Here is a 19,852-nt window from a genome sequence, read left to right as displayed (position 1 = left end):
GGAGAATCCATGCTCACCGACGACGGCAAGCACCTCTACGTATCCTGGGACGAATACCACCTGCTGATCGAGCGCCTGGCGCTGAAGGTGCATGCCTCGGGCTGGGAGTTCGACCAGATCCTGTGTCTGGCGCGCGGCGGCATGCGCCCCGGCGACGTCATGTCGCGGGTGTTCGACAAGCCGCTGGCGATCATGTCGACGAGTTCCTACCGCTCGGACGCCGGCACCATCCAGGGTCGTCTGGACATGGCCAAGTACATCACCATGCCCAAGGGTGAACTCGCGGGCCGCGTGCTGCTGGTCGACGACCTCGCCGACACCGGCGTGACGCTGCGTGCGGTGGTCGACCGCCTGCGCGGCATGCCGTCGATCACCGAGCTGCGCGCTGCGGTGCTGTGGGTGAAGGGCGTTTCGAGCTACGTCCCGGACTACTACTGCGAGGTCCTGCCGACGAGCCCGTGGATCCACCAGCCGTTCGAGGAATACGACAACCTGCGTCCCGACGGTCTCGCCCGCAAGTTCGCGGTCTGACCGCCCAGCAAAAAGGCCAGCATGCAGCTGGCCTTTTTTATTTTCCGTGCTCCGGAAAAGCCAACGGGGTTTCGGAAGATAATTTCCGAAACCCCGTCGTTGTTTGGTGCCCAGAAGAGGACTCGAACCTCCACGCCGTTAAGCGCTAGTACCTGAAACTAGTGCGTCTACCAATTCCGCCATCTGGGCGTCTCAGGAAGAAAAGAACTATAGCATCGGAATATGGACTCTGCAAGCCCCTCCGCAAAAAATTCTTCAACCGGCCTGTTGGGCGAGGTTGAGGGCCGTGTCGAAGGCCATCGTGACGGCCATGGTTTCGTCGTGCCCGACGAAGGCGACACCTGGATCTATCTCGCGTCGCAGGAGATGCGCTCGGTGCTGCACCGCGATCGCGTGCGCGTGCGCATCGTGCGCTTCGACCGCAAGGGCCGGCCGGAAGGGCGCGTGCTCGACATCCTGGACCGCCGCAAGACGCCGATCATCGGCCGCCTGCTGCACGAAGGCGGGCAGTGGGTCGTCGCGCCCGAGGATCGCCGCTACGGCCAGGACATCCTGATCCCGAAGAACGCCACCGCCAGCGCCGCCGTCGGCCAGGTCGTGTCGGTCGAGCTGACCGAGCCGCCGTCGCTGCACTCCAAGCCGGTCGGCCGCGTCGCCGAGGTGCTCGGCGAGATCGACGACCCGGGCATGGAGATCGAGATCGCAGTGCGCAAGTACGAGGTGCCGCACCGCTTCTCGCCCGAGACGCTGGCCCAGGCTGCGGCGCTGCCCGAGAAGCTGCGCGCCGCCGACCGCAAGAACCGTGTCGACCTGACCGACGTGCCGCTGGTGACGATCGACGGCGAGGACGCACGGGACTTCGACGACGCCGTCTACTGCGAGCCGTTCCGCCGCGGCCGCGGCAAGACGCTGTTCGAGGGCTGGCGGCTGATCGTCGCGATCGCCGACGTCAGCCACTACGTCAAGCCCGGCGAGCCGCTGGACGAGGACGCCTACGAACGCGCCACCTCGGTCTACTTCCCGCGCCGCGTGATCCCGATGCTGCCGGAGAAGCTGTCCAACGGCCTGTGCTCGCTGAACCCCGAGCAGGACCGGCTGGCGATGGTCTGCGACATGCTCGTGTCCACCGAGGGCACGCTCGACGCCTACCAGTTCTACCCGGCGGTGATCTGCTCGCACGCCCGGCTGACCTACACCGAGGTCGCCGCGGTGCTGCAGAACACGCGCGGCCCCGAGGCCCAGCGCCGGGCCGACCTGGTGCCGCAGCTCGTGCACCTGCACGAGGTCTTCCGCGCGCTGCTCAAGCAGCGTGCCCAGCGCGGCGCCGTCGACTTCGACACCGTCGAGACGCAGATCGTCTGCGACGACAACGGCCGCATCGAGAAGATCGTGCCGCGCGTGCGCAACGACGCCCACCGGCTGATCGAGGAGGCGATGCTGGCGGCCAACGTCTGCGCCGCCGACTTCATCGCCCACGGCGAGCACCCGTCGCTGTACCGCGTGCACGAGGGACCGACACCCGAGAAGCGTGCCGCGCTGCAGTCCTACCTGAAGGCGCTGGGCCTGGGTCTGCACCTCAGCGAGGAGCCGACGCCGGCGGAGATGCAGGCCATCTCGCAGGCCGTGCAGGGCCGCCCCGACGCGCAGCAGATCCAGACCATGCTGCTGCGCTCGATGCAGCAGGCGATCTACACCGCCAGCAACGCCGGCCACTTCGGCCTGGCCTACGGCGCCTACACGCACTTCACGAGCCCGATCCGGCGCTACCCGGACCTGCTGGTGCACCGCGTCATCAAGGCGCTGCTCGGCGCGCGCCGCTACCACCTCGTGCCCAGCCCGAAGACGCGCGTGCCCGAGGTGCGTCGCGGCGCCCGCGGCGGCAAGCCGGTCAAGGCGGCCAAGCCGATGTCGCAGGAGATGGAGTCCTGGGAGGCCGCCGGCGCGCACTGCAGCGCCAACGAGCGCCGCGCCGACGAGGCCTCGCGCGACGTCGAGGCCTGGCTGAAGTGCCGCTACATGCGCGAGCACCTCGGCGAGGAGTACGCCGGCACGGTCAGCGCGGTGACGCCGTTCGGCCTGTTCGTCACGCTCGACGCGCTCTACGTCGAGGGCCTGGTGCACATCACCGAGCTCGGCGGCGAGTACTTCCGCCACGACGAGCTGCGCCAGGAGCTGCGCGGCGAGCGCACCGGCGTGCGCTACGCCATCGGCACGCGGGTGCAGGTCCAGGTCAGCCGTGTCGACCTCGACGGCCGCCGCATCGACTTCCGCATGGTGCGCGACGGCGAGGCCGAGCGCCTGCTGTCGCGCGGCCGCACGACGCCCGAGCGGGCCGACAAGCCAGGATCGGCAACCGAGGAGCTGGCCGCGCTGCGGGCCGCCGACCGCGCCGCGAAAGCCGCGTCCAAGGCGCGCACGACGTCCGCGGCGCCGCGCAAGACCGGCGCCCGCAAGACGGCCGGCAAGACGGCCGCCAAGGCGGGTTCGCGCCGCTGAGCTCCGGCCGGGGCGCTCCCGTGGTGCCGGCCGGCCGAGGTCGGTCTCGCCCGACCGGCCTCAGGCCGCCGCGTGCAGCGCCTCGACGAGATCGGCCGCGCGCAGCGGCGCTCTGGCGCCGGCGGCCTGCGCACGATCGGCGGCGTGGCCGTGCTGCCACGCGGCGGCCACCGCGCTGTCGAAGGCCTCGCCGCCCGCCGCCCACCGTCCGCCGAGCCACCCGGCGAGCACGTCGCCGGTGCCGGCGGTGGCCAGCAGCGCGTTGCCGGTCGGGTTCAGCGAGGGCAGGGCGCCGGGTGCGGCGACGACGCTGCCCGAGCCCTTCAGCACGACGACGCAGCCCAGGCGCTCGGCCAGGCGCTGTGCGGCCGCCACGCGGTCGGCCTGGACCGCGGCGGCCGTCGTGCCGAGCAGCCGGGCGGCTTCCAGCGGATGCGGCGTCAGCACCGTCGGCCGTGAACGGTGGGTCAGCAGCCGCTGCAGCGACGGATCCGCCGCCAGCACGTTGAGCGCGTCGGCGTCCAGCACCAGCCGCCCGGCGTGGGCCAGCAGCGCCGGCAGTGCCTCGCGCACCGCCTGGCCGCCGCCGCAGCCGGCGACGACGGTCGCCGCGGCCAGCGTCGCCGGCGGCGAACGCCACCAGGCGGGGCGTCCCATCAGCTCGGGGCGAGCCGCGTCCAGCAGCGGCGCGTTGGCGTCGAGCAGGCTGCAGTAGACGCGCCCGGCGCCCGCCGCCAGTGCTGCGCGTGCTGCGAGCCAGGCGGCGCCGGCCATGCCGGGCGCACCGCCGACGACAGCGAGGTCGCCGAAGCTGCCTTTGTGCTGGGCGTGGTGGCGCACCGGGCCGGGCGGCGCGCCGGTCAGGCGTGCCGTCTCGCCGCCGGCCGCCACGCCGAGGTCGTCGAACCAGACCTGGCCGGCATGGTCGCGCCCGTGCCCGGTGAAGAGTCCGGGCTTCAGCGTCAGCAGGGCCAGCGTCGCGTCGGCGCGCAGGCAGGTCTCGCCCAGCGGCTGGCCGGTGTCCGGGTGCAGGCCCGAGGGCAGGTCGACGGCGAGCACCGGCGCGCGCCGTGTCGCGGCCCAGTCGATCGCGGCGGCGATGCGGCCTTCGGGCGCGCGGCGCGTGCCGAGGCCGAGCAGGGCGTCGATGACGAGCTCGGCCGGGGCTTCGTCCAGCGCTTGGGCGATCGGCACGCCGGCGGCCTGTGCCGCCGCCAGCGCGTCGGCGGCGTCCGCCGGGAGCCGGCCGCTGTCGCCGGCCAGCACGACACGCACGGCCTTTCCCGCGGCGTGCAGATGGCGCGCGGCGACGAGGCCGTCGCCGCCGTTGTTGCCCGGGCCGGCGAGCACGGCGACGGTGCGCGCGTGCGGGGCCAGCGCCAGCGCCAGCCGGGCGACGCCCAGACCGGCACGCCGCATCAGCGCGTGCGGCGGTGCGCCGGCCAGCGCCGCCGCTTCGGCGGCGCGGGAGGCGGCGGCGTCGTGCAGCGGCCAGCCGGTTTCGGGGGCGACGAGGACGGGGCTCATGCCGCCATTCTCGTCCTGCCGCTTCAGCGCAGGCGTTCCAGACCGAGCGCCGTCATGTCCAGCGGCGCGGCGCGCCCGGCCACCTGCTCGGCGAGCACGCGCGCCGAGCCGCAGGCCAGCGCCCAGCCGCTGGCACCGTGGCCGAGGTTCAGCCAGACGCCCGGCAGGCCGCTGGCCCCCAGCACCGGCGGGCCGTCGGGCAGGCTGGGGCGTGCGCCTTTCCAGCGCTGCGCCTGGGTCGGCACGAACGCGCCGGGGAACCAGTCCTCGAGCACGCGGTACAGCGTGCGCAGCGCCCGTTCGTCGTAGCGGTCGGCGCGGCCGCCGATCTCGCTGCTGCCGGCCACGCGCACCCGCTGCCCCAGCCGCGACACGGTGACCCGGTAACGCTCGTCGAACACCGCCGAGCGCGGGCCGAGGTCCGGATAACCTTCGAGCTGGCGCAGCGGCGCGGTGACCGCGTAGCCCCAGACGGGCGCCAGCGGCAGCTTCAGTCGCAGCGACTGCAGCAGCGGTGCCGAGGCCGCGCCGCTGCACAGCACGACGGCGTCGAAACGCTCTTCGGTGCCGGCGGCGGTCACGGTCGGGCCGGCGCCCGTGCCGATGCGCTGGACCTCGACGCCGAAGCGGAAGTCGGCGCCTCGCCGTTCGGCTTCGGTCTTCAGCAACTGCGCGAACTGGCGGCAGTTGCCGACGCCGTCCTGCGGCAGGTGCACGGCGGCGCGCAGCGTGGTGTCCGGGTTCAGACCGGGTTCGACCTGGCGCGCACGCTCGGCGTCCAGCAGCTCGAACGGCACGCCGAGTTCGGCGAGCAGCTTCAGGCCGGGGCGCGAGCGCTTGAGTTCACGCTCGCTGCGCAGCAGCACCGTGTAGCCGCGGCTGTGCTCGTAGTCCAGGCGCAGCGCGCGGGTCAGCGTCGCCAGGCGCTCCTGGCTGAGCCGCGCCAGGCGCAGCATCGCGGCGCGGTTGGTCGCGTGCACGCCGGGGCGGCAGGCGCGCCACCAGCGCCACAACCAGGGCAGCTGGCCCCAGACGCCCAGGGCGTCCAGCGTCAGCGCGCCTTCGCGGCGCCAGAGCTGCAGCATCAGCTTCAGCGGCATGCCCGGTGCGGCCGAAGGCATCACGTAGCCCGGTGCCAGCACGCCGGCGTTGGCGAAGCTGGTTTCCGCGGCGACGCTGCCGCGGCGTTCAAAGACGACGACCTCGTGCCCGTCGGCGGCGAGTTCGAACGCGGTGGTGACGCCGACGATGCCGGCGCCGATGACGGCGACACGCATCCTCAGGCCTCCCGCGCGGCAAGCGCGCTCTCGACCTGCAGCGCCGCGCCGAGCACGGCGTCGTCGGCGAAGGCCGGTGCCCAGAGCATCAGCCCGACGGGCAGCGTTCCGGGCGGCTGGCAGGGCAGCGACAGCGCGCAGCCGTCGAGGAAGTTGACCGCCGCCGGGTTGCGCAGCACCAGCGCGTTGGTGGCGAAGAAGAGCTTGTCGTCGGCCTCCAGCGGTGCCAGCGGCGGCGCGACGATCGGCACCGTCGGTGACAGCGCGGCGTCGAAGCCGGCGAACGCCGCCTGCACGCGCGCGATCCAGTCGCGGCGTGCATGCAGCAGGTCCAGGTAGTCGGCGGCCGACATCGTCTCGCCGCGGCGGATGCGGGCGGCGACACGCGGGTCGTAGCGCTCGCCGCGTTCGGCCAGGCGATGGCGGTGCCAGGTCCAGGACTCGGCGGCCGGCAGGCCACCCGCGGCGTTCAGCGTTGCCAGCTCCGCGAGTTCGGGCAGGTTGATCTCGACGATGCGCGCGCCGCCGGCCGACAGCGCCGCCAGCGCGGCGTCGAAGGCCGCCGCGACGTGGTCGTCCAGGCCGTCGAGCATCAGCGTGCGCGGCACCGCCAGACGCAGCCCTTCGAGCGGACGCACGGCCGGGCGTGGCGTGCGTGCCGCGAGGATGGTGTGCACCCGCACCGCGTCGGCCACCGAGCGCGTGATCGCGCAGGCCGTGTCCAGCGAACTCGACAGCGGGATGCAGCCGTCCAGCGGCACGAGGCTTTGTGTGCTCTTGAAGCCGACCAGGCCCTGGAACGCCGCCGGGATGCGGATCGAGCCGCCGGTGTCCGAGCCCAGTGCCGCCCAGGCGGCGCCGGTGGCGACGCTGACCGCGCCGCCCGAGGTGGAGCCGCCGGGCGCGCGCGGCGTGGCGTCGAGCGCCGCGGTCTCCGGGTTGGCCGGCGTGCCGTGGTGCGGGTTCAGGCCCAGGCCGGAGAACGCGAACTCGGACAGGTTGGTGTGGCCGACCAGTGCTGCGCCCGCGGCACGCAGCCGGGCGACAGCCGGGCAGTCGGCCGTGGCCGGCGGCGCGTCGGCCAGCGCCGCCGAGGCACCGGTCGTCGGCTGGCCGGCGACGTCGAACAGGTCCTTGATCGACACCGCCAGCCCGGCCAGCGGCGGCAGCGGGGCGCCGGCGGCGTGCAGCGTGTCGACCGCCGCGGCCGCAGCGCGCGCCTGGTTGTCGAAGCGGCGAACGAAGGCGTGTCGGCAGGGGGGCGTGCCGGCTGCGGCGAGGGATTCTTCGAGCATCGCGGCGGCGCTGGAAGCGCCGGCCACGATGCGGTCCCGGGCGTCGCCCAGATCGGGGGCGCCGCGGCGTGGTAGACTCATCGGGTTTGTCTCGGGGCGGGTGCTGATGCCCCTGCGATTCGAGACGGACACATCCGCGAACCCGGGCACCTGAGGTGTCGCTGGCGGGGAGTCGGGAAGCTCTTCAGTCGTACACGACTCGAGCGATTCCGTCACCTTCGGCAACGATCAAGCGCCGGGATTCTAGATCCAACCTTCGGAGTCTCCATGACTGTCTCCATGCGTGAAATGCTGGAAGCCGGTGTCCATTTCGGTCACCAAACGCGCTTCTGGAACCCCAAGATGGCCCCGTACATCTACGGCCATCGCAACAAGATCCACATCATCAACCTCGAGAAGACGCAGCCGCTCTTCGAGGACGCGATGAAGTTCGTGCGCCAGCTGAGCGCGCGTCGCGGCACGATCCTGATGATCGGCACCAAGCGCCAAGCGCGCGAGGTGATCGCGATGGAAGCCCAGCGCTGCGGCATGCCCTACGTCGACCAGCGCTGGCTCGGCGGCATGCTGACCAACTTCAAGACGGTCAAGGGCTCGCTGAAGAAGCTCAAGGACATGCAGGCCACCAAGGAAGCCGGCATGGAGCAGATGATCAAGAAGGAAGCCCTGCTGTTCGATCGCGAGCTGGTCAAGCTCGAGAAGGACATCGGCGGCATCCAGGACATGGGCGCTCTGCCTGACGCGATGTTCGTCATCGACGTCGGCTACCACAAGATCGCCGTCGCCGAAGCCAAGAAGCTCGGCATCCCGGTGATCGGCGTCGTCGACACCAACCACTCGCCGGTCGGCATCGACTACGTGATCCCCGGCAACGACGACTCGGCCAAGGCCGTCGCGCTGTACGCGCGCGCCGTCGCCGACGCGGTGCTCGAAGGCCGTGCCAGCGCGACCAACGAGGTCGTGCAAGCCGCCGCCGGCGCCGACGAGTTCGTCGAGGTCCGCGAAGAGGCCTGATCCGTGCGGGGCCCACGCGGCCCCGCCCCGAATCCGTGAGTCCGCCGCCGGCGCGCACGACGCGCTGGGGCGGTTTCCTGCCATCCGAATGGAGTAGAGAGATGCCCGCAATCACCGCCAGCATGGTTGCCGAACTGCGCGCCAAGACCGACGCGCCGATGATGGAGTGCAAGAAGGCGCTCACCGAGGCCGACGGCGACATCGCCCGCGCCGAGGAGATCCTGCGCGTCAAGCTCGGCAACAAGGCCGGCAAGGCCGCCAGCCGCGTGACCGCCGAAGGCGTCGTCGCCGCGGCCGTCGACGGCACGACCGGCGCGCTCGTCGAGATCAACTGCGAAACCGACTTCGTCTCGAAGAACGACTCGTTCCTGGCCTTCGCCAAGGCCGCGGCCCAGCTCGTCGCCGAGAAGAACCCGGCCGACGTCGCCGCGCTCGGCGCGCTGGCCTACGAGCAGGACGGCTTCGGCCCGACGCTCGAGGACGTGCGCAAGGGCCTGATCGGCAAGATCGGCGAGAACATGTCGATCCGCCGCTTCAAGCGCTACGCCGGCGGCGGCCAGCTCGCCAGCTACCTGCACGGCACGCGCATCGGCGTGGTCGTCGAGTTCGACGGTGACGCCGTCGCCGCCAAGGACGTCGCGATGCACGTCGCCGCGATGAAGCCCAAGGCGCTGGCTGCCAGCGAAGTCCCGGCCGAGCTGGTCGAGTCCGAGCGCCGCATCGCCGCCGAGAAGGCTGCCGAGGACGCCGCCGCCGCGACCGCCGCCGGCAAGCCGGTGCAGTCGCCGGAGATCGTCGCCAAGCGCGTCGAGGGTTCGGTGCAGAAGTTCCTGAAGGAGGTCTCGCTGCTGAACCAGGCCTTCGTCAAGAACGACAAGCAGACCGTCGAGCAGATGCTCAAGGCCGCCGGCACCACGGTGAAGGGCTTCACCCTGTACGTGGTCGGCGAAGGCATCGAGAAGAAGGTCGACGACTTCGCTGCCGAAGTCGCGGCCCAGGTCGCTGCCGCCAAGGGCCAGTAAGCTAGGTCCTGCAACAAAGGGGGCCTCGTGCCCCCTTACACTCACTCTCGCACCCTCATCGATTCAGGAGTCTCCCGCATGCCGGCATACAAGCGCATTCTGCTCAAACTGTCGGGCGAGGCGCTGATGGGAGAGGACTCGTACGGCATCAACCGCGGCACCATCGTGCGCATGGTGCGCGAAGTCCAGGAGATCACCAGCCTGGGCTGCCAGGTCGCCGTCGTCATCGGCGGCGGCAACATCTTCCGCGGTGTCGCGGGCGGCTCGGTCGGCATGGACCGCGCCACCGCCGACTACATGGGCATGCTGGCCACCGTGATGAACTCGCTGGCGCTGGCCGACACGATGCGCCAGGAAGGCATGACCGCGCGTGTCATGTCGGCGATCTCGATCGAGCAGGTCGTCGAGCCGTACGTGCGTCCCAAGGCGCTGCAGTACCTCGAGGAAGACAAGATCGTCGTCTTCGCCGCCGGTACCGGCAACCCGTTCTTCACCACCGACACCGCCGCCGCGCTGCGCGGCGCCGAGATCGGCGCCGAGGTCGTGCTCAAGGCGACCAAGGTCGACGGTGTCTATTCCGCCGACCCCAACAAGGACCCGACCGCGACGCGCTACTCGACGATCGGCTTCGACGAAGCCATCGCGCGGAACCTGCAGGTGATGGACGCCACGGCGTTCGCGCTGTGCCGCGACCAGAAGCTGCCGATCCGGGTCTTCAGCATCAACAAGCCCGGCGCCCTCAAGCGCGTCGTGCTGGGCGAAGACGAAGGCACGCTCGTGCACGTTTGACGAGGCCTCACCTCCATGACCATCGCTGACATCCAGAAGACGGCCGCCGAGAAGATGGCGAAGTCCGTCGACGCGTTCAAGAACGAACTGCACAAGATCCGCACCGGCCGCGCCCACCCCGGCATCCTCGACCAGGTGCATGTCGAGTACTACGGCTCGATGCTGCCGATCAGCCAGGTCGCCAACGTCTCGCTGCTCGACGCCCGCACGATCAGCGTCCAGCCCTGGGAAAAGGGCATGGGCCCGAAGATCGAGAAGGCGATCCGCGAGTCCGACCTCGGCCTGAACCCCTCCGCCCAGGGCGACCTGCTGCGCGTGCCGATGCCCGCGCTGACCGAGGAGCGCCGCAAGGAGCTGACCAAGGTCGTGCGCCACACCGGCGAGGAAGCCAAGATCCACGTGCGCGCCGTCCGCCGCGACGCCAACGACCAGCTGAAGAAGCTGGTCAAGGACAAGCTCGTCTCCGAGGACGACGAGCGCCGCGGCCAGGACGAGGTCCAGCGCCTGACCGACCGCACCATCGCCGAGATCGACAAGCTCGTCCAGGCGAAGGAAGCGGAGGTCATGGCCGTCTGAGCCACCTGCGTCGCCGATGACCCATCTCCCGCTGACCGAGAACCTCGCGCCCGACGGCACGGCGCTCGATCGCGCGATTCCGCGTCATGTCGCCGTCGTGATGGACGGCAACGGCCGCTGGGCGCGCCAGCGCTACATGCCGCGTTTCTTCGGCCACAAGCAGGGGGTCGACGCGCTGGTGCGGGCGGTCAACGTCTTTGCCGAGCGCGGCGTCGAGTACCTCACGGTGTTCGCGTTCTCGTCCGAGAACTGGAAGCGGCCGTCCGACGAGGTCTCGGGCCTGATGGGGCTGGTGCTGGTCGCCGTGTCCAAGTACCTGGCCAAGATGGCCGGCGACGGGGTGCGCATCCGCATCATCGGTGACCGCTCCGCGGTCTCCGACAAGCTGCGCGAGGCCTGGGACCGCGCCGAGGCGCTGACCGCCGACAACCACCGCATCACGCTGTCGGTGGCCTTCAACTACGGCGGCCGCTGGGACGTCGTCCAGGCCTGCCGCCAGGCGATGGCCGACGGCATCCGGCCCGAGGACTTCGACGAGTCCTATCTGTCGCGGCACATGGCGCTGTCCTTCGCGCCCGACCCGGACCTCTTCATCCGCACCGGCGGCGAGATGCGCATGAGCAACTTCCTGCTTTGGCAGGCGGCGTACTCGGAGCTGTTCTTCACCGAGTGCCTGTGGCCCGATTTCGGCGAAGCCGAGATCGACGCCGCGCTGGCCGCCTTCGCGCAGCGTGACCGCCGGTTCGGCGGCATCCGTGCGCCGCAGGTGATGTCCGAAAGCTCCTGAGGTTCCATGCTGCGACAGCGGGTCATCACGGCCGTCGCCCTGCTTCTCGTTCTCATCGCGTCGCTGGCGGCCCCCGGGCCGGTCTGGTTCGCGCTGCTGACGCTCGTGCTGCTGGCCGCGGCCGGCTGGGAGTGGGCGCGGCTGAACCAGGCCGGGCAGGGCCTCGCGGTGGCGATGGGGGCGCTGCTCGCGGCGGCCTGCGCCGGCTCGCTGGCCGCTGGCTGGGTCGAGCAGCCGCCGTCCGGCGTCTGGTGGCTGGCCGTGGCGCTGTGGGTGCCCGGCAGCGTCGTCGCGCTGCACGGTGGCCCGGCGGCCTGGCCGCGCCTGCCGCGGCTCGCCCGCTGGGGCCTGGGCCTGGTGATGCTCTGGGTCGCCTGGCTGGCGATCGCGCATGCGCGTGCCGTCGGCCTGAACTTCATGTTCTCGGTGTTCTGCCTGGTGTGGGCGGCCGACATCTGCGCCTATTTCGGCGGCCGCGCCTTCGGCCGGCGCAAGCTCGCGCCGTCGATCAGCCCGGGCAAGAGCTGGGCCGGTGTCTGGAGCGGCCTGGCCGGCGTGCTGCTGCTGGCCGTCGCCTGGATGGCCGTCGACGGCCGCTGGAGTCTCGACGGCCCGGGTCTTTACACCCGCATGGCGGACTCCCTGGGTCCGGCGGTCGGCGTCGCGGCGCTGCTGGTGCTGGTCGCGATGAGCGTCGTCGGCGATCTCGTCGAGTCGCTCGTCAAGCGCGCCGCCGGCGCCAAGGACAGCAGCCGGCTGCTGCCCGGCCATGGCGGCGTGCTCGACCGGGTCGATGCGCTGCTGCCGGTCTTCCCGATCGCCCTGGCCTTCGCCGGGGTCTAAGCTATTTCTCGTTTCCTGGGTCAGGCATCGTGAGCACACCCCAACGTCTGGTCATCCTCGGCTCCACCGGCTCCATCGGCACCAGCACGCTGGACGTCGTGGCCCGCCATCCCGAGCGTTTTCAGGTCCACGGCCTGAGCGCCTTCCAGCGCGTGGAAGAACTCGCGGCCCAGTGCCGCCAGTTCCATCCGCGCGTGGCCGTCGTGCCGACCGAGGAACGGGCGGCGGCGCTGCGCGCGCTGCTCGGCGGCGTGCGCACCGAGGTCCGCGTCGGCGCCCAGGCGCTGTGCGAGCTGGTGGCCGAGCCCGAGGTCGACAGCGTGATGGCGGCCATCGTCGGCGCTGCCGGCCTGCCGTCGTGCATGGCCGCGGCGCGTGCCGGCAAGCGGCTGCTGCTGGCCAACAAGGAGGCGCTCGTCGTCGGCGGCGCGCTGTTCATGAAGGCGGTCGAGGACGGTGGCGCGACGCTGCTGCCGATCGACAGCGAACACTCGGCGATCTTCCAGTGCCTGCCCGAGGACCGCGGCGTCTGGGGCCAGCGCATCGACCACATCGTGCTGACGGCCAGCGGCGGCCCGTTCCGCCACCGCGACCCGGCGACGCTCGCCGACGTCACGCCCGAACAGGCCGTGGCCCACCCGAACTGGGTCATGGGCCGCAAGATCTCGGTCGACTCGGCGACGATGATGAACAAGGCGCTCGAGGTGATCGAGGCGCGCTGGCTGTTCGGCCTGGAGCCCGAGCAGGTGCGCGTCGTCATCCACCCGCAGAGCATCATCCACTCGATGGTCGTGTGCCGCGACGACTCGGTGCTGGCGCAGCTCGGCACGCCCGACATGCGCGTGCCGATCGCCTACGGCCTGGCGTTCCCCGAGCGCATCGAGTCCGGCGCCTCGCGCCTGGACTTCCTGCAGCTGCAGGCGCTGACCTTCGAGGAGCCCGACCTGCGCCGCTTCCCCGGCCTGGCGCTGGCCTGGGAGACGCTGCGCGGCCCGGTGGGCGCCACCGCGGTGATGAACGCCGCCAACGAGGAGGCCGTCGCGGCCTTCCTGGATCGCCGCATCGGCTTCACCGACATCCACGCCGTCAACGCCGGCACCGTCGAGCGTCTGGTGCCGGCGCTGGGCACGATCGCCTCGATCGACGAGCTGATCGCGCTCGACGAGCAGGCCCGCGCCGCCGCGCGCACGCTGATCGGGGCGCTGGCCGCGTGATCGCGACCGTCCTCGGCTTCGTGCTGACGCTCGGCGTGCTGATCGTCGTGCACGAGTACGGGCACTACCGTGTCGCCGTGGCCTGCGGCGTCAAGGTGCAGCGTTTTTCGGTCGGCTTCGGCCGCGTGCTGTTCAGCCGCGTGCGCGGTGCCGACCGCACCGAGTTCGTCGTCTGCGCGCTGCCGCTGGGCGGCTACGTGAAGATGCTCGACGAGCGCGAGGCGCCGGTGGCGCGTCACGAGCTCCACCGCGCCTTCAACCGCCAGCCGCTGTCGCGGCGCGCGGCCATCGTCGTCGCCGGGCCTGCCGCCAACCTGCTGCTGGCGGTGCTGCTGTATGCCGCGGCGCACTGGATCGGCATCGAGGAGCCCAAGGCCGTGCTCGGCACGCCGCCGGCGGGCAGCGCCGTCGAGGCCGCCGGCCTGCGTGCCGGCGACTGGGTGCGCGCCGTGTCGCGCGACGGCCAGTCCTGGGACGAGGTCGACTCGATGACCGACCTGCGCTGGCAGGTGACGCAGGCCGCGATGCAGGGCCGCTCGCTCGAGCTCGAGGTCAGCGACCGTGCCGGCCACGGCATGCGCAGCCTGCGGCTGGACCTGTCGGCCTATTCGGCGCGCGACGTCGACTCGCGGTTCGTCGGCCGGATGGGCTTCGGCGCGCCGTTCAGCGAGGCGCTGATCGGCGAGGTGCGCGCCGGCAGCCCGGGCGAGGCCGCCGGGCTGCGCGCGGGCGACCGCGTGCTGCTCGTCGACGGTCAGCCGGTGGCCGACGCCACCTCGCTCGTGCGCCGCGTGCGCTCGGCGGTGCGCGACGGCGAGGGCGTGCCGATGCGCTGGCGCGTCGAGCGCGGAGGCGCCGAGCGCGAGCTCGATGTCGTGCCGCGCGTCGTGCAGACCGCCGACGGCCCCGCCGGGCGCATCGACACCGTCGTCGGGTCCGCGCCCGAGACGGTCCTCGTGCGCCGCGGCCTGCTCGACGGCCTGCAGGAGGGTGCCGCGCGGACCTGGGAGGTGTCGACGCTGACGCTCGGCATGATCGGCAACATGCTGGTCGGCGACGCCTCGCTGAAGAACCTCAGCGGCCCGCTGACGATCGCCGACTACGCCGGCCAGTCGGTGCAGCGCGGCGCCGCGGTCTACCTCGGCTTCCTGGCGCTGGTCAGCGTCAGCCTCGGGGTGCTGAACCTGCTGCCGCTGCCGATGCTCGATGGCGGCCACCTCATGTATTACATTTTCGAGGCCGTCACCGGACGGCCTGTCTCCGAACTGTGGCTGGCGAGGCTGCAGCGCGGCGGGATCGCGGTGCTGCTGATGATGATGTCGCTCGCCCTCTTCAACGACGTGGCCCGGCTGCTGGGCCTGCACTGAACCCCATGCTCCCAGTCATTCCGACCACTCCGCAGCGCGTGGCCTGCGCCCTGTTTGCCAGCGCGGCCGTGCTGGCCACGCCGGCCGCCCATGCCGTCACGCCCTTCGTCCTGCAGGACATCCGCATCGAGGGCCTGCAGCGCACCGACCCCGGCACCGTGTTCGGCGCGCTGCCGTTCCGCATCGGCGACACCTACAACGACGAGAAGGGCGCCGCCGCGCTGCGTGCGCTCTTCGGCACCGGCCTGTTCAACGACGTGCGCCTGGAGGTCGACGGCAAGGACCTGGTGATCGTCGTCGACGAACGGGCCATCGTCGCCTCGGTCAACTTCGTCGGCTTGAGGGAGTTCGACTCCGAGCCGCTGATCAAGTCGCTGCGCGATTCCGGCATCGGCGAAGGCCTGCCCTTCGACAAGGCCCTGATCGACCGCGCCGAGCAGGAGATCAAGCGCCAGTACCTGACGCGCAGCCTGTACGGTGCCGAGGTCGTCACCACGGTGACGCCGCTGGAGCGCAACCGCGTCAACGTGACCTTCACGATGAACGAGGGCGATGCGGCCAAGATCACCGACATCCGCATCGTCGGTGCCCGGGCGTTCAAGGAGTCCACGCTGCTGGACCTGTTCGACCTGACCCCCGGCGGCTGGCTGACCTGGTACACGAAGAACGACCGTTATTCGCGCAGCAAGCTCAACGCCGACCTCGAGAAGCTGCGGGCCTGGTACGTCAACCGCGGCTACCTCGAGTTCAACGTCGACGCCACCCAGGTCACGATCTCGCCGGACAAGCAGTCGATCGCGATCACGATCTCGATCCGCGAAGGCCAGCCCTACACCGTCACCGCGGTGCGGCTGGAGGGCGACTACCTCGGCAAGGACGACGAGTTCCGCGCCCTGGTCGGCATCCGGCCCGGCACGCCCTACAACGGCGACGCGGTGGCCGAGACCACGCGCCGCATCACCGAGCGTTTCGGCCTCTACGGCTACGCCTTCGCGCGCGTCGAGCCTCGGCCGGAGATCGACCGCGAGAAGGGCCAGGTCGTGCTCGTGCTCGGCGCCGAGCCGCAGCGCCGCGTCTACGTGCGCCGCGTCGACGTCGCCGGCAACGCGCGCACCCGCGACGAGATCATCCGCCGCGAGTTCCGCCAGCTGGAGTCGTCGTGGTACGACGGCGACCGCATCAAGCTGTCGCGCGACCGTGTCGACCGTCTGGGCTACTTCAGCGACGTCGCCGTCGACACCACCGAGGTGCCCGGTGCGCCCGACCAGGTGGACCTGACGGTCAAGGTCGAGGAGAAGGCCACCGGCAACCTGATGCTGGGTGCCGGCTACTCCAACGCCGAGCGGCTGTCGCTGACGGCGTCGATCCAGCAGGACAACGTCTTCGGCTCGGGCAACTACCTCGGCTTCCAGATCAACACCAGCAAGTCGCAGCGCACGCTGGTGCTGAGCACGACCGACCCGTACTTCACCCAGGACGGGATCTCGCGCGCGCTGGACATCTACTACCGCACGACCCGCCCCTACAACAGCCTGGGCGACAGCTACGACCTGGCGACGCAGGGCGCCTCGGTGCGTTTCGGCGTGCCGTTCTCCGAGTACGACACGGTCTTCTTCGGCATCGGCGCGGAGACGACCAAGATCGGCACCTCGGCCGGCATTCCGCTGACCTACCTGAACTACCGCGTCGCCTATGGCGAGAGCAGCTATTCGGTGCCGCTGACGCTGGGCTGGCAGCGTGACCGCCGCGACAGCGCGCTGGTGCCCTCGCGCGGGCGCTACACGCGTGTCAACGCCGAGATGAGCCTGGTCGGCGACGTGCGCTACGTGCGCACCAACCTGCAGTACCAGGAGTTCTGGCCGATGCCCTGGCGCACGACGCTGGGCGCCAACGCCGAGCTCGGCTGGGGCGAGGGCATCGGCGGGCGTCCGTACCCGATCTTCAAGAACTTCTACGGCGGCGGCCTGGGCACGGTGCGCGGCTTCGAGCAGAACTCGCTGGGCGTCGTCGACCCGACCGGTGCCTACATCGGCGGCTCCAAGCGCCTGAACCTCAACACTTCGCTGTACTTCCCGGTGCCGGGGACGGGCAACGACAAGACGCTGCGCATCTTCGCCTTCGGTGACGCGGGCAACGTCTGGCGCGACGGCGAGACCGTCGACCTCGGCACGCTGCGCGCGTCCGCGGGTCTGGGCCTGAGCTGGATCTCCCCGGTCGGCCCGCTGCAGTTGAGCTATGCGGTGCCGCTGCGTGTCGAGCGCACCGATAAAATCCAACGTTTCCAATTCCAGATCGGGACCTCGTTCTGATGAAGGTGCAGCCCATGAAATCCCTCCTTGCTGCCGTCGCCCTCGTGGCGCTGGTGCCGCTGGCCGGCGCGCAGGAGCTGAAGATCGGCTACGTCAACAGCGAGCGTGTGCTGCGCGAGGCGGCGCCCGCCAAGGCGGCGCAGGCCAAGCTCGAGACCGAGTTCAGCAAGCGCGAGCGCGAGCTGTCCGACCAGGCCGCCCGGCTCAAGGCCGCGGCCGACAAGCTCGAGAAGGACGGCCCGACGCTCGGCGAGAGCGAGCGCAGCCGCCGCCAGCGCGAGCTCGTCGACCAGGACCGCGAGTTCCAGCGCAAGCGCCGCGAGTTCCAGGAAGACCTGAACCAGCGCCGCAACGAGGAACTGGCCAGCGTCGTCGAACGCGCCAACCGCGTCATCAAGCAGATCTTCGACCAGGAGAAGTACGACCTGATCCTGCAGGAGGTCGTCTTCGCGGGTCCGCGCGTGGACATCACCGACAAGGTGCTGAAGGTCCTGAACGCGCCGGCCGGCGCGGGCAAGTGAAGACGGTCTGCCGCTCGTGCAAGCGCGCATCGGCGACCTGGCCGCGCTGCTCGGCGGCGAACTGATCGGAGACCCGGAACACACGGTCGTCCGCCTCGGCACGCTCGAGCGTGCCGAGGCCGACACCGTCAGCTTCCTGTCCAACCCCCGCTACCAGGCCCAGCTGGCGACGACACGTGCCGGCTGCGTGATCGTGTCGGCGGCGATGCGCGAGGCGGCTGCCGCGCGCGGCGCCGCGATCGTCGTCGCCGACCCCTACCTGGCCTACGCGCGCCTGTCCCAGTGGTGGGCCGCCCGGCTGCGCGAGCGGCCGGCCGCCGGCATCCACCCGAGCGCCGTCGTCGAGGAGGGCGCGATCGTCGCGCCAGGTGCCTCGATCGGGGCGCTGGCCTTCGTCGGTGCCGGCGCGGTCGTCGAGGCCGGCGCCATCGTCTCGGCCCAGGCCCACGTCGGCGAGGGCGCCTTCGTCGGCGAGGGCACGGTGCTCAAGCCGCGGGCGATGCTCGCCTTCGGCTGCCGCATCGGCGCCCGCGGCATCGTGCACGGCGGCGCGGTGATCGGCGCCGACGGCTTCGGCTTCGCGCCGGAGGCCGGGCGCTGGACCAAGATCGAGCAGCTCGGCGCGGTGCGCCTGGGTGACGACGTCGAGATCGGCGCCAACACCTGCATCGACCGCGGCGCGCTCGACGACACCGTCGTCGATGACGGCGTGAAGATCGACAACCTGGTGCAGATCGCGCACAACGTGCGCATCGGCGCCCACACCGCGTTCGCGGGCTGCTCGGCCGTGGCGGGCAGCACGCGCATCGGCCGCCACTGCACGATCGGCGGCGCGGCCAACATCGTCGGCCACCTGGAGATCTGCGACGGCGTGCACATCAGCGCGGCGACGCTGGTCACGGCCTCGATCCGCAAGCCCGGCCACTACACCGGCGTCTTCCCCTGCGACGACCACGCGTCCTGGGAGAAGAACGCCGCGACCCTGAAGAACCTGCATTCCCTGCGTGAGCGCCTGCGGGCGCTGGAGAAGAAGACATCATGAGCGAGCCGGTGCTGGACATCCACAAGATCCTGAAGAAGCTGCCGCACCGCTATCCGATCCTGCTCGTCGACCGCGTCGTCGAGTTCGAGAAGAACGTGCGCATCAAGGCGATCAAGAACGTCACGATCAACGAGCCGTTCTTCATGGGCCACTTCCCGGCGCGCCCGGTGATGCCGGGCGTGATGATGCTCGAGGCCCTGGCGCAGAGCGCCGCGCTGCTGTCCTTCGAGTCGATGGGCACCGAGCCCGGCGACGACACCGTCGTCTACTTCGTCGGCATCGACGGCGCGCGTTTCAAGCGGGTCGTCGAGCCGGGCGACCAACTCGTGCTGGAGGCCTGGATCGACCGCGCCAAGGGCGGCATCTACAAGTACAAGACGCGCGCCAGCGTCGACGGCGAGACCGCCGTCGAGGCCGAGCTGATGTGCACGATGCGCAAAGTCGCCTGAGGCCGAGATGACCCGGATCCACCCGACGGCCATCGTCGACCCGAAGGCCGAGCTCGACGCGTCGGTCAGCGTCGGCCCGTACACGATCATCGGCGCCGGCGTGCGCATCGCCGCCGGCAGCTCGATCGGCCCGCACTGCATCATCGAGGGCCCGACGACGATCGGCCGCGACAACACGTTCTACGGCCACGCCGCGATCGGCACCGCGCCGCAGGACATGAAGTACCGCGGCGAGCCGACCGAGCTCGTCATCGGCGATCGCAACACGATCCGCGAGTTCTGCCACTTCAACCGCGGCACGACCCAGGACGGCGGCGTCACGCGCATCGGCGACGACAACTGGATCATGGCCTACGTGCACATCGCGCACGACGTGCAGCTGGGCAGCCGCTGCATCCTGGCCAACAACGCCACGCTGGCCGGCCACGTGCACGTCGGCGACTGGGTCATCGTCGGCGGCCTGACCGGCATCCACCAGTTCTGCCACGTCGGCTCGCACGCGATGACCGGCTTCCAGAGCCATGTCTCGCAGGACGTGCCGCCGTTCATGATGGTCAGCGGCAACCCGCTGGGCGTGCACGGCTTCAACGTCGAGGGCCTGCGCCGGCGCGGCTTCTCGCGCGAGCGCATCGGCCAGGTCAAGCAGATGCACCGTCTGCTCTACCGCGACGGGCTGACGCTGGAGAAGGCGCGCGAGGCGATCGCCGCGCTCGCCGGCCAGGTTGACGGCGGCGATGCCGACGTCGCGCTGGTGCTGGACTTCCTCGCCGCGTCGACGCGGGGCATCGCGCGCTGA

The 19,852-nt window shown here is 71.1% G+C and carries 18 protein-coding genes and 1 tRNA gene; 15 read left to right on the top strand and 4 right to left on the bottom strand.

Annotated features, from left to right (window positions below; translation table 11 throughout):
• Positions 1–9: 9 nt before the first annotated feature.
• Positions 10–531 carry a phosphoribosyltransferase gene (locus tag LOC65_RS12540; RefSeq protein ID WP_009858800.1) on the top strand — a complete coding sequence of 174 codons (522 nt, stop codon included), beginning with the start codon at positions 10–12 and terminating at the stop codon, positions 529–531.
• A 104-nt stretch (positions 532–635) separates the two neighbouring features.
• On the opposite strand, the gene LOC65_RS12535 is transcribed toward LOC65_RS12540, so the two are convergent.
• Positions 636–720: transfer RNA gene (locus LOC65_RS12535), tRNA-Leu, on the bottom strand.
• A gap of 33 nt (positions 721–753) precedes the next feature.
• Between LOC65_RS12535 and rnr the strand changes: the two genes are divergently transcribed.
• Positions 754–3,027, top strand: a complete 2,274-nt coding sequence (gene rnr / locus LOC65_RS12530) for a ribonuclease R (protein WP_230247714.1) — start codon at positions 754–756, stop codon at positions 3,025–3,027.
• Positions 3,028–3,087: 60 nt separating this feature from the next.
• Here the strand turns inward: rnr and LOC65_RS12525 are convergent, their stop codons facing one another.
• From LOC65_RS12525 to LOC65_RS12515, 3 genes are read right to left on the bottom strand one after another with little or no spacing between them, the layout of a single operon-like run.
• Entirely contained in the window at positions 3,088–4,554 is a 1,467-nt protein-coding gene (locus LOC65_RS12525; RefSeq protein ID WP_230247712.1) for an NAD(P)H-hydrate dehydratase, read from the bottom strand.
• 23 nt (positions 4,555–4,577) lie between these two features.
• Positions 4,578–5,831 carry an FAD-dependent oxidoreductase gene (locus tag LOC65_RS12520; RefSeq protein ID WP_230247711.1) on the bottom strand — a complete coding sequence of 418 codons (1,254 nt, stop codon included), beginning with the start codon at positions 5,829–5,831 and terminating at the stop codon, positions 4,578–4,580.
• Between the two features lie 2 nt (positions 5,832–5,833).
• The gene (locus LOC65_RS12515; RefSeq protein WP_230247708.1) at positions 5,834–7,207 is read right to left on the bottom strand and encodes an amidase; all 1,374 of its coding nucleotides are present in this window, start codon (positions 7,205–7,207) and stop codon (positions 5,834–5,836) included.
• Between the two features lie 186 nt (positions 7,208–7,393).
• On the opposite strand from LOC65_RS12515, the gene rpsB reads away from it, so the two are divergent.
• The 13 genes from rpsB to lpxA all read left to right on the top strand — a co-directional run bounded on the left by rpsB (position 7,394) and on the right by lpxA (position 19,852).
• A complete protein-coding gene (rpsB, locus tag LOC65_RS12510; RefSeq protein WP_009858805.1) occupies positions 7,394–8,137 on the top strand; it encodes a 30S ribosomal protein S2 in 744 nt (247 codons plus the stop codon).
• A 101-nt stretch (positions 8,138–8,238) separates the two neighbouring features.
• Complete coding sequence (gene tsf, locus LOC65_RS12505) at positions 8,239–9,159, top strand: translation elongation factor Ts (protein ID WP_009858806.1); 921 nt, start codon at positions 8,239–8,241, stop codon at positions 9,157–9,159.
• Between the two features lie 78 nt (positions 9,160–9,237).
• On the top strand, positions 9,238–9,948 hold the full coding sequence (gene pyrH, locus LOC65_RS12500; protein ID WP_009858807.1) for a UMP kinase: 711 nt from the start codon (positions 9,238–9,240) through the stop codon (positions 9,946–9,948).
• A gap of 15 nt (positions 9,949–9,963) precedes the next feature.
• Complete coding sequence (gene frr / locus LOC65_RS12495; RefSeq protein ID WP_009858808.1) at positions 9,964–10,524, top strand: ribosome recycling factor; 561 nt, start codon at positions 9,964–9,966, stop codon at positions 10,522–10,524.
• Between the two features lie 16 nt (positions 10,525–10,540).
• The gene (gene uppS / locus LOC65_RS12490) at positions 10,541–11,311 is read left to right on the top strand and encodes a polyprenyl diphosphate synthase (protein WP_009858809.1); all 771 of its coding nucleotides are present in this window, start codon (positions 10,541–10,543) and stop codon (positions 11,309–11,311) included.
• Between the two features lie 6 nt (positions 11,312–11,317).
• Positions 11,318–12,154: a phosphatidate cytidylyltransferase gene (locus LOC65_RS12485; RefSeq protein ID WP_009858810.1), complete on the top strand. Its 837-nt coding sequence runs from the start codon at positions 11,318–11,320 to the stop codon at positions 12,152–12,154.
• Positions 12,155–12,183: 29 nt separating this feature from the next.
• Entirely contained in the window at positions 12,184–13,368 is a 1,185-nt protein-coding gene (ispC, locus tag LOC65_RS12480) for a 1-deoxy-D-xylulose-5-phosphate reductoisomerase (protein WP_230247705.1), read from the top strand.
• The gene (gene rseP / locus LOC65_RS12475) at positions 13,365–14,735 is read left to right on the top strand and encodes an RIP metalloprotease RseP (protein ID WP_230247694.1); all 1,371 of its coding nucleotides are present in this window, start codon (positions 13,365–13,367) and stop codon (positions 14,733–14,735) included. Before ispC ends, rseP begins: the two co-directional genes overlap by 4 nt.
• Before the next feature lie 5 nt (positions 14,736–14,740).
• Positions 14,741–17,044 (top strand): outer membrane protein assembly factor BamA, encoded by a 2,304-nt coding sequence (bamA, locus tag LOC65_RS12470; RefSeq protein ID WP_230247691.1) that lies wholly within the window; start codon positions 14,741–14,743, stop codon positions 17,042–17,044.
• Positions 17,045–17,058: 14 nt separating this feature from the next.
• The gene (locus tag LOC65_RS12465; RefSeq protein WP_085977013.1) at positions 17,059–17,565 is read left to right on the top strand and encodes an OmpH family outer membrane protein; all 507 of its coding nucleotides are present in this window, start codon (positions 17,059–17,061) and stop codon (positions 17,563–17,565) included.
• Positions 17,566–17,581: 16 nt separating this feature from the next.
• Entirely contained in the window at positions 17,582–18,607 is a 1,026-nt protein-coding gene (gene lpxD, locus LOC65_RS12460) for a UDP-3-O-(3-hydroxymyristoyl)glucosamine N-acyltransferase (RefSeq protein ID WP_230247688.1), read from the top strand.
• Between the two features lie 8 nt (positions 18,608–18,615).
• Positions 18,616–19,056, top strand: a complete 441-nt coding sequence (gene fabZ, locus LOC65_RS12455) for a 3-hydroxyacyl-ACP dehydratase FabZ (protein WP_029718335.1) — start codon at positions 18,616–18,618, stop codon at positions 19,054–19,056.
• 7 nt (positions 19,057–19,063) lie between these two features.
• Positions 19,064–19,852, top strand: a complete 789-nt coding sequence (gene lpxA, locus LOC65_RS12450; RefSeq protein ID WP_230247685.1) for an acyl-ACP--UDP-N-acetylglucosamine O-acyltransferase — start codon at positions 19,064–19,066, stop codon at positions 19,850–19,852.

The sequence above is a fragment of the Rubrivivax sp. JA1055 genome (assembly GCF_020966565.1).
GTDB classification, from domain to species: Bacteria; Pseudomonadota; Gammaproteobacteria; order Burkholderiales; family Burkholderiaceae_C; genus Rubrivivax; species Rubrivivax benzoatilyticus.
Note: the sequence above shows the minus strand (reverse complement) of the source record. Positions and strands in the feature narration are given on the sequence as shown.